This is a genomic window from Gammaproteobacteria bacterium, assembly GCA_011375345.1.
Classification (GTDB): Bacteria; Pseudomonadota; Gammaproteobacteria; order DRLM01; family DRLM01; genus DRLM01.
On sequence record DRLM01000080.1, the window covers coordinates 1 to 9,785 of the forward strand.

The 9,785-nt window shown below is 62.1% G+C and carries 9 protein-coding genes and 1 pseudogene; all 10 read left to right on the top strand.

Annotated elements, in window-relative coordinates; translation table 11 throughout:
• Window positions 1-260 precede the first annotated feature (260 nt).
• Window positions 261-1,019: a YHS domain-containing protein gene (locus tag ENJ19_06075; GenBank protein ID HHM05295.1), complete on the top strand. Its 759-nt coding sequence runs from the start codon at window positions 261-263 to the stop codon at window positions 1,017-1,019.
• Window positions 1,020-1,094: 75 nt separating this feature from the next.
• Window positions 1,095-1,658 (top strand): hypothetical protein, encoded by a 564-nt coding sequence (locus ENJ19_06080; GenBank protein ID HHM05296.1) that lies wholly within the window; start codon window positions 1,095-1,097, stop codon window positions 1,656-1,658.
• Window positions 1,659-1,745: 87 nt separating this feature from the next.
• Window positions 1,746-2,462: a disulfide bond formation protein DsbA gene (locus ENJ19_06085; GenBank protein ID HHM05297.1), complete on the top strand. Its 717-nt coding sequence runs from the start codon at window positions 1,746-1,748 to the stop codon at window positions 2,460-2,462.
• Between the two features lie 67 nt (window positions 2,463-2,529).
• Window positions 2,530-3,912 carry a glucose-6-phosphate dehydrogenase gene (gene zwf, locus ENJ19_06090; GenBank protein HHM05298.1) on the top strand — a complete coding sequence of 461 codons (1,383 nt, stop codon included), beginning with the start codon at window positions 2,530-2,532 and terminating at the stop codon, window positions 3,910-3,912.
• Between the two features lie 39 nt (window positions 3,913-3,951).
• Window positions 3,952-5,601: a YHS domain-containing protein gene (locus tag ENJ19_06095; GenBank protein ID HHM05299.1), complete on the top strand. Its 1,650-nt coding sequence runs from the start codon at window positions 3,952-3,954 to the stop codon at window positions 5,599-5,601.
• A 73-nt stretch (window positions 5,602-5,674) separates the two neighbouring features.
• Window positions 5,675-6,436 carry a hypothetical protein gene (locus tag ENJ19_06100; GenBank protein ID HHM05300.1) on the top strand — a complete coding sequence of 254 codons (762 nt, stop codon included), beginning with the start codon at window positions 5,675-5,677 and terminating at the stop codon, window positions 6,434-6,436.
• An 85-nt stretch (window positions 6,437-6,521) separates the two neighbouring features.
• The gene (locus ENJ19_06105) at window positions 6,522-7,775 is read left to right on the top strand and encodes an ATP-binding protein (protein ID HHM05301.1); all 1,254 of its coding nucleotides are present in this window, start codon (window positions 6,522-6,524) and stop codon (window positions 7,773-7,775) included.
• A gap of 17 nt (window positions 7,776-7,792) precedes the next feature.
• On the top strand, window positions 7,793-8,206 hold the full coding sequence (locus ENJ19_06110; GenBank protein ID HHM05302.1) for a hypothetical protein: 414 nt from the start codon (window positions 7,793-7,795) through the stop codon (window positions 8,204-8,206).
• Window positions 8,184-8,378, top strand: a pseudogene (locus tag ENJ19_06115) (hypothetical protein). Before ENJ19_06110 ends, ENJ19_06115 begins: the two are co-directional and overlap by 23 nt.
• Window positions 8,379-8,672: 294 nt before the next feature.
• On the top strand, window positions 8,673-9,710 hold the full coding sequence (locus ENJ19_06120) for a site-specific DNA-methyltransferase (protein HHM05303.1): 1,038 nt from the start codon (window positions 8,673-8,675) through the stop codon (window positions 9,708-9,710).
• Window positions 9,711-9,785 lie beyond the last annotated feature (75 nt).

Genomic DNA, 9,785 nt, shown 5'->3' on the forward strand with positions numbered 1-9,785 from the left:
GCGCCGACACACTCCATCAAGTCAGTGATTTTGCACGGCGCCGTCTCAAGTCTATGCAGCGCCGCAGCAACCTGGTGGCGGCCTTCTGGGAACAGGCGGAGTTGCCCATATGAATCTGTCATGTATTTATGTAAGCCTCAATAACCCGGCAATCAGACTTGTCAGGTTGATGTTGCGGCGCCGGGACATCAGCTGCGATCACATGGACTGCGGCTGTGTCTGGTGCCGCCACGGCAGTCATCGGGAAAGGGGTGCCGCCGATGGTGCGTGATCCCGTTTGTCTCATGGCACTGGACCCGCGCCAGGCCGCCACCATGGCCGAGCACTGCGGCCGGGCCTATTACTTTTGTTCGCGGCAGCACCAGGAGGCTTTTCTCGCCGACCCCGGCCGTTACCGGGACCAGGTGGCCGCGCTGCGGCTTACCGTGGGGGTGATGGGTTCGGCGGGGGATGAGCACGGTGACAACATCGCGGCGCAGGCGCGCCGCCTGGGGCGGGTCATCGGCCGGCGCGGCTTTGTGCTCATCACTGGCGCCTGTCCCGGTCTGCCCTACGAATGCGCCATGGGCGCGCGCCAGGAGGGGGGGTGGTCGGTGGGCATTTCCCCGGCGCTGAGCCTGGATGAGCACGTGCACAAATATCGTTCGCCCACCGGTCAGTTTGATGTGCTGATCTATACCGGCAGCGGCCTGATGGGGCGTGAAGTGACCAACATCCGGTCCAGCGACATCGTCATCATCGCCGGCGGCCGGTCCGGCACCTTGGGCGAATTCGCCATCGCTTACGACGAAGGCAAACTCATCGGCGTGTTGCAGGGTAGCGGCGGCATCACCACGCAGCTTCCCGACATCGTCGCCAGCTTCGGCACCAAGGACACCGGTGCGCGGCTGATATATCAGGCCGATCCGGAAGTCTTGCTCGAGCAACTGGTGACGGCGTACATCGAACACCACTACCGCCGGCCGTCCTGTTTTTGCGGCGAAAGCCACGGCGGCGGCGAACCGGCGGCAAAGGAATGACAGGCGCCCCGCAGCGGGGCGGTGCAACAAACAATGGAGAGACAGCCATGGTCAAAGACCCGGTATGCGGTATGAATGTCGGCGGGAAAAATGCGGCGGTGCCGGAACAGCGGGGGCACGGTACGTGTCACTGAGCATCGCGGCCCACTCTTCCAGGTACGGCTTGTGGCGGATGTGAACGGCGGGCGGAACGAAGAACAGCAGGTCCTGCTGCTGGCCATTGCCATTGAGCGTTACTGCGCCCGCATGTATCAGGATTGGGCGCACCGCTTTTCCGCCTACGATAACGGCACCAGCGTGGTATTGGGGGCGCTGGCCCAGGAGGAGTTGAAACACGAACGGGAGCTGATGGACCTGTATGTGGCGCTCACCGGGCGGGAGGTGCCCGAGCCCCTGCCCGCCCCCCCCGCGTTCAAAAAGGTGTCACAGCGCTTACAGGCCCTGCAGGAGCATTTCTTTGTGGTCGATGCCGCCATGGCTGAGACCATGGTCGAACTGGCCCTGGAGATCGAGCGCTACACGCAGGCATTTTACACGCAACTGCAAAACCAGGTGGACGACCCGCGGGCTGCGGCGCTGCTGCGGCGGTTGATGGAATTCGAAGGCGAGCATGTGGGGATTTTCCTGGAAAGGTTGTAATCGGCCCGGGGCAGGCTGATGAAAAACAGCCGGCAGGTGAGAGGGCCGGCTTGGCTGGTATTGTTTCCGCGTCAGGAGATCATCGCCATGTCTGTTGGTGCCCGCACCGTGACTGTGAGTTATTTTTCCGATGTGCTGTGCATCTGGGCCTACGCCGCCCAGCTCAAGCTGGACCAGCTGCGGCGCCAGTTTGGCGGGCAGGTGCGGGTGGAATACCGCTTTCTTTCGGTGTTTGGCGATGTGCCGGGGCGCTTGCGGGCCACCTGGGATGGGCGGGGCGGGGCGGCGGCCTATGGCCGCCATGTGCGGGAGACGGCCGCACGCTTCGATCACATTGAGGTGCATCCCGACATCTGGACCCGCGCGGTGCCGCCCAGCTCGGCCAGCTGCCATTTGTTCTTGAAAGCCGTCCAGGCCCTGGAGGAGGCGGGTGAGATCAGCGCCGCACCTCACTCCGAGTGGCAGGGCCGCACCGTGTTTGAAGAAACGCTGTGGCGCTGCCGCCTGGCTTTTTTCCGCGACCTTGCCAACATCGCCCAGCGGAGCGTGCAGGAGGCCATTGCCGCCGGGCTCAATCTGCCCGTCGCCGCCATTTGGGCACAAATCGATTCCGGCACTGCCTACGCGGCCTTGTGCGCCGACTTCGCCGCCAGGACGGAACATCTGCTGGAAGGCAGCCCCACCTTCATGCTGCAAGAGGGGCGGCAGAAATTGTACGGCGATGTGGCTTACCCGATTATCGAGGCCAACGTGCAGGAACTGCTGCGCGAGAGCGGCGCGCGGGCGAGTCGGTGTGGTGTATGAAGGCGTTGAAAAAGGCCAGGAAGGTCCTTTTCAACATTCTTGTTACGGGGGAGAAGGCTCGATGACCGTGACTGAGCGGCAAGCGGACGCGCTGGTGCTTTTCGGCATCACCGGCGATCTGGCGCGAAAGAAAATCCTGCCCGCTCTGTACGCCATGGCGGCGCGCCAGACCTTGCCCGCAGCGGTCATCGGCGTGGCCGCCTCCCCCTGGACCACCGAGCGGCTCCGGGAACACGTCCGCACCGTGGTGCAAAAGGCGCGGGGCGGTGCGGGTGATCCGGCCGCTTCGGAGCGGTTGTTGGCGCGGCTTCATTACGTCAGCGGCGATTACCGCGATCCTGCCACCTTTACGGCGCTGAAGCGGGCCCTGGGCGCGGCCCGGCGGCCTGCTTTTTATCTGGCCATTCCCCCGGCGCTGTTTGAGACGGTGGTGCAGGGCCTGGTCGCGGCGGGGCTGGCGGCAAAGGGGCGGGTGATCATTGAAAAACCCTTCGGCCGCGACCTGGCTTCGGCCCGCGCGCTCAACGGCGTGCTGCGCGCCGCTTTCGCCGAGGATGAGATTTTCCGCATCGATCACTACCTGGGCAAGGAAGCGATCATGAACATTCTCTATTTTCGCTTCGCCAACGCCTTTTTGGAACCGGTGTGGAACCGCCAGTTTGTGGCCAGCGTGCAGATCACCCTGGCCGAGGCCTTCGGCGTGGAGGGCCGCGGCGCTTTTTATGAGAGTGTCGGCTGTCTGCGTGACGTGGTGCAAAACCATCTGTTCCAGATCGTCGCGCTGCTGGCCATGGAGCCGCCCGCCTTTCGCGGCTTTGAGGCGGTGCATATCGAAAAATACAAAGTGTTCCGGGCCATGCGGCCGCTGCGGCCGGAGGATCTCCTGCGCGGCCAGTACCGGGGCTACCGCTGTGAACCGGGTGTGGCGCCCGGTTCCGACGTGGAAACCTATTGTGCTTTGCGCCTCTACATTGATTCCTGGCGCTGGCAGGGGGTGCCCTGGTATCTGCGGGCCGGCAAGGGCCTGGCGGTCACGGCGGCGGAAGTGCTGGTGCAGCTCAAACCGCCGCCCCAGCCTTTGTTCGGCGATGCCGCCCGACCCCGCGGCCGGGCCAACTATTTGCGTTTCCGGCTTCAGCCCGGCAAGGCCATTGCCCTGGCCGCGCGGGTCAAACGGGTGGGGGAGGACTTCGTCGGCGATCAGCGGGAAATGCGGCTGTTGGACGACCAGCGGGACGACCGTGGCCCCTACGAGCGCCTATTGGAAAACGCCCTGGCCGGCGAGGGTGCCCTTTTTGCCCGGGGCGATTGCATTGAGGCCGCCTGGGCGGTGCTGGAGCCGGTGCTGAGCGGGCATGGAGCGGCGCTGCCCTATCCCGTTGGCAGTTGGGGTCCCGAGGAGGCGCAGGCCTTCTTGGGGGAGGATGGGCCCTGGCACAATCCCCTTTGAAACATCTTTGCGGCCTTTTCGCTGCGGCATCCTGCCGCGATGAGGCGGCAGGATCAACCCCTCAGGGCAGGCGCCCCAGGAGATCCCATGGAGCTTTCTGACAAGGTGCGTGATCCGGTCTGCGGCATGAGCGTGGACCGCCATCAATATGAAGTGCGCTACGGCCACCGGCATTTCGCCTTTTGTTCTTTGCAGTGCAAGCGGCGTTTTCTGGACCATCCCCATTTGTACCTCGGCTATCCCGGCCAGCCGGCGCCCCGGCAGAAGGGGGAGCAGGTACTGAAGCGCCGCCGCCTGACGCTGGACCATCCCCTCTCCGCCGCGGGCGCGGTGATCGTGGAAGATCTGCTGCGCGGCTTGATGGGGGTGCGGGACATTCCGTGGCCGGGGAGCGCATCGAGCTGGGCTACGACCTGCTGCAGGTGGGCCTGGCCGAAATCGAGGCGGCTCTGGTCGAAGCCGGCGTCCGCTTGGGGGGCGAGTGGCCTGAGCGCCTGCGCCGCGGCTGGATTCACGCCAACGAAGAGGCGGAACTTGAGGCCCGTGAAGCCGCGCCCCCCCACCACTACCTCCCCTGAGTCCGCGCTGGCGGAGTGCGCCTGCGCACCGGCGCTGGCGGCGGGGGAGCATCCCTTCCGGCTGTACACCGAGGGCGATGAACTGATTGAAGCCATGCTGGCGGCCATCGGCGGGGCGAGGCGCACCGTGTATCTGGAAACCTATATTTTCGCCGCCGATGCCGTGGGCCGGCGTTTCGTGGCAGCCTTGGCGGCGCGGGCTGCGGCCGGGGTGGAGGTGCGTCTGGTGGTGGATGCCCTGGGCTCTTTTCTGCTCTTTCCCCGCAAAGTGGAAGGCGAATTGAAGCGCGCGGGCGTGGTCGTGCGCCGCTTTCACCGCTGGAGCTGGCGCCAGCCCTGGCATTACAACCGGCGCGATCACCGCAAGCTGTTGGTGGTGGACGGCCGCACCGCTTTTCTCGGCGGTTTCAATATCCATCGCCAGAGTTCCCGCCGCGCCTGCGGCGAGCGCCGCTGGCGCGACAGCCATGTGCGGCTGGACGGCGCCCTGGCCGCGCAGGCGGCGGCCCTGTTTGAGGCGTTTTGGGAGGGCGACCGCAGCGCGCCACCGGCGGACATGCCAGAGAATGGCAGCGTGCTGCTGTCCAATCACAGCCGTACCTGCCGCCGCCGTTTGCATTGCCTGTTGCTCAGTTTGTTTGCCGGGGCGGACGCCAGCTTGTTTTTGACCACGCCTTATTTCGTGCCCGACCACCGCTTGCGGGAGGGCCTCAAAAACGCCGCCCGGCGCGGGGTGGATGTGCGTCTGCTGGTGCCCCGTATCAGCGATGTGCGCCTGGCGCGCTGGGCGGCCCAGGCAGTATATGGCGAATTGTTGGAAGCGGGCGTGCAGGTGTTCGAATACCTGCCCCGGCTGCTGCACGCCAAAACCGTGGTGGCGGACGGTGATTTCGCCCTGCTGGGTACCGCCAATCTGGACTACCGCAGCCTGCGGCTCAACTACGAGCTGGTGTTGGCCAGCCGCGACCCCGCCTTGTGCGCGGCGCTGCGGCAACAGTTCGACAACGATCTCGGCGAGGCCGAAGCTGTGCGGCTGGAACACTGGCGCCGCCGCCGTTGGCCGCAGCGCCTGGCGGGGACGCTGGCCTGGGCGGTGCGGCGGTGGTTGTAAGGGTGCGGACGAGCAAGTGAATTGCTCAGCGGCGCCGGCCCGTACAGGGGAACATCAGTCAGGGGGAACAGTCATGGAACATCGCGCGTCAGCCCGGCGCTTTTGCTGCTGCGAATTGAACGAACGCCTGTTGTACACCGCGTTTCTGTTGCTGATGGGGGTGGGCTATTTGATGGCCCTGACGTATCTCTACACCAGTCACGAGGGACACGACGGCAAGCCCGGTTTGTCGGTGCAGGATATCGTCGATACGTATTACGGCAACCGCAGCGGTACCCGCCTGGAGGCGGCCCTCCGCGGCCCCATGGCGGCTTATATTGACGTGAACGACCGCCACGTGATGGTGGAATGGCTGAAATCGGGGGCGCCGGAGGCGGACTACGCATCACGCATCCTGCCCATTCTGGAAAAGACCTGCCTCAGCTGCCACGTGCAGGATTCGGGGCTGGGCATTCCTGATTTTTCCACCTACGCCGGTTTGCACGAGGTGGCCCAGGTGGACACGGGGGAGTCTCTTCATACTCTGGTCAGGCTGTCCCATATTCACTTGTTCGGTATCGGCTTGATCGCATTCGGCATCGGCTTGATATTCCGCTACGTGTCCCTGTGGCCGTGGTTGAAAAACACCCTGCAAGTGCTGCCCTTTGTTGCGATTTTTGCAGATATTCTGGCCTGGTTCCTCACCAAATGGGATCCCGTCTACGCCTACACGGTGATCGCGGCCGGGGCCGTGCTGGGAATGAGTTGGGCGGTGCAGATACTGCTGTCTTTGTATCAAATCTGGTTCTTAAGGGGGGATGAGCGCACCGGAGGCCGGAGCAGGCTGGCGCCGTGAGCCGCGCCGCGCCCACACCCGAAGGCGGTCACCACTGGCCGATCAGGCGCTGCTCATCCACCCCGTAAAGTTACGATTGGCCGGTATGGTCAATCTTGCAATTTACCCCCGCCTGCTGGAGCCGCGCCTCGATGAGGCGCTGGCCGATACCCCTGTCGTTATGATCCACGGGCCACGCCAGTGTGGTAAGACCACATTGGCGCGTAGGGTGGGTGAGGCGAGGGGGTATGCGTACTTCAGTTTCGATGATGATGTTACGCTTGCCGCTGCCCGGGAGGATCCGGTGGGTTTTGCCGGGGATCTGCCGGAGCGGGCCATTCTCGATGAGGTGCAGCGGGTTCCCGAGCTGTTCACTGCCCTGAAAAGCACGGTGGACCGCGACCGTGTACCGGGCCGGTTCCTGCTCACCGGTTCTGCCAACGTGCTGCTGGTACCGAAACTCGCCGACTCCCTGGCCGGGCGCATGGAGATTTTGCGGCTGCACCCGCTGGCTCAGGTAGAGCTTGCGAGAACGCCACCCCGGTTTCTGAACGCACTGTTCGGAGCAGGATTCGAAATGGGTAACCGGCCCCGTCTCGGCAACGGGTTGCCCGAACGGATCGTCGCAGGCGGCTATCCTGCGGCGCTTGCCCGCCAGGCGCCACGGCGGCGGGCCGCCTGGTACCGCGATTACATCGAGACACTGGTACAGCGCGACGTACGGGAGCTGGCGCGTATCCGGTTACTGGATGCCTTGCCGCGTCTGTTGACGCTGGCCGCCGGACAGACCGCCCGGCTGCTCAATGTGAGTGATCTGGCATCGCCATTCCAACTCAGCCGGCAGACCATACGCGGCTACATCACGCTGCTGACCCGTGTGTTCCTGCTTGAGGAACTGCCATCCTGGCACAGTAACCGCCTGCGACGCCTGATCAAGACCCCCAAGCTGCACTTGGGCGACACCGGCCTTGCCTGTGCGTTGCTGGGGGTGGACGTAGCAGCACTGAAGGCCGATCGCGTGCTGCTGGGCCAGCTATTGGAAACCTTTGTGTTCCAGGAATTACGCCGCCAGGCAAGTGGGTGGGAAGATGCCGTCAACTTTTACCATTTCCGCGACAAGGATGGCGCCGAAGTGGATATCGTGCTGGAAACGAGCGGCCAGCGGGTTGCCGGTGTCGAGGTCAAGGCAGCGGCCACGGTAACGGCCTCAGATTTTCGGGGACTGCGCCGACTCAAGCAGGCTGCCGCTCAACGATTTGCCGGAGGGGTAGTGCTATACGACGGTGAAGCCACGATGCCCTTTGGAGACGGCCTGTATGCGGTGCCAACCCGATGTCTTTGGGAGGCAGGATGTCGTTGAAAATAAAATAATGCGGAATGCGAATCTGCAACAGAAATGACAATACCGGAATTGAAATAGTGAACGACCTCGGGCTTAGCCTTTACCACAGCCAGTTTTTTGCCTGGCAGCTCACACGCCGGGCTGCTGGTGATTCGGTGGATTCCCTCGGATCCACCCTCATGGATGGGCTGGCCGGCGAGAAATCCGAGGTGCTGCTCACCGCGACGCCATTGCAGAATTCCTTGCTGAAACCCTACGGACTGGTCAGCATTATCGATGAGCGCGTATTTGGCGATCTGGACAGTTTCCGCCGCCAAGATGCGCGGCTGAACGACAACGCCGTCTTCCAGCATCTGCGCAGCCGTATCGCACCGCTGTGCAAGCGCACACTGCGCAAGCAGGTGGCCCACACCATTGCCTATACCAGAGGCCGACGCCCGTGTCTATGAACTGCTGGAACAGAAGTTCCGCCTGTTCGACGGGGTCTTCGGCGCCAGCGACGAAGTGCTCGGCGCCATTGGTTCAGGCGTGGAATTTGAGCGCCGTATCGCGGATATCTATCATGGCCTCGATGAAGTGGAGCAGGCCTTCCAGCGCAACCGGGAAGAAGGCTTGGGTGAGCGGCAAACCAATCGCTGGATTTCCAATGACCGGCGCAAGAAAGGCACCTTGCAGGTATCCCGCTGGACATTCCGGGGAGCCTTGCGTAACGCCGACAGGCTGTTTGTTGTGGTGCCCCGGCAGGACACCATCTGGTCAACGGTTAAAGAAGAAAATGGACCCTACGCCCTGAGCGTGGTGCTGGATGACCGTGAGAACAACGAAGCACGGCTCTATGCACAGGTGCAGGCGCAACTGCAAGCCCGCGCAAGAGCCAGGGCGCGTGCGCGTGTATAACGAGATGAATGTGAATTTATGAGCAAAAAACAAAAATTAGAGTTAACGTGGATCGGCAAGGACAAGCGCCCCAAACTGGAGCCGCGGATTCTGCTGGAGGATTGGGAGAAGTCCTATCACGCCAAGTTCAGGCGCTATCCACCCTCTCCCCCAACCCCTCTCCCGCCAGCGGGCGAGGGGAGTGACAGCCCCTCTCCCTCGGGAGGGAGAGGGGTTGGGGAGAGGGAGCGAACGGACATCTTCGACAACCGCCTGATCTTCGGCGACAACCTGCTGGCACTGAAGGCGCTGGAGCAGGAGTTTGCGGGCAAGGTGAAGTGCGTCTTTATCGACCCGCCCTACAACACCGGCAGCGCCTTTACCCATTACGACGACGGGCTGGAGCATTCCATCTGGCTGTCGCTGATGCGTGACCGGCTGGAGATTATTCGCAATCTGTTGTCGGAGGATGGTTCACTGTGGATCACCATAGATGACAACGAGGCGCATTATTTGAAGGTGTTGTGTGATGAGGTGTTTGGGCGAATAAATTTTGTTGCGAACGTTATTTGGCAGAAACGAACCTCTCCTGAGGCGCGACTGTTTTTGGGGGGCGCACATGATCATATATTGGTTTATGCTAAATCATCAGCGCAATGTGATTTCAATAAATTGCCAGTATCGGAAACTCAGGCAAAAAATTACAAGAATCCAGACAATGACCCAAGAGGGCCATGGGCTTCAACCGACTTCACCGCACAGGGTTGGCGACCAAATCAGATGTACAAAATTAAAACACCAGCGGGTGATGTGTATGAGCCGCCGCCTGGTAGATGTTGGTCAAATATAAAGGAGGAATATAAGAAATTATTATCTGAGAATAGACTGTGGTTCGGGAAGGATGGTAAAGCGCGGCCGAGGGTTAAAAATTTTCTGAAGGATGCGAAAGGAATTAGTTCATGGACATGGTGGCCGAACACGGAAGTTGGGCATAACCAAGAGGCAAAAAAGGAAATAAAGCCTCGTCAGCAGAATCTATGGGTAGATTCCGGTTCAGGTAAGGCGCCAAGTGTATGATACAAAGCGATTTCCATAGCGTGATAGGTTCTAAAGCCAAAGGCTTTTCTGACAGTCAGTTTTGCCTTGGTGTTA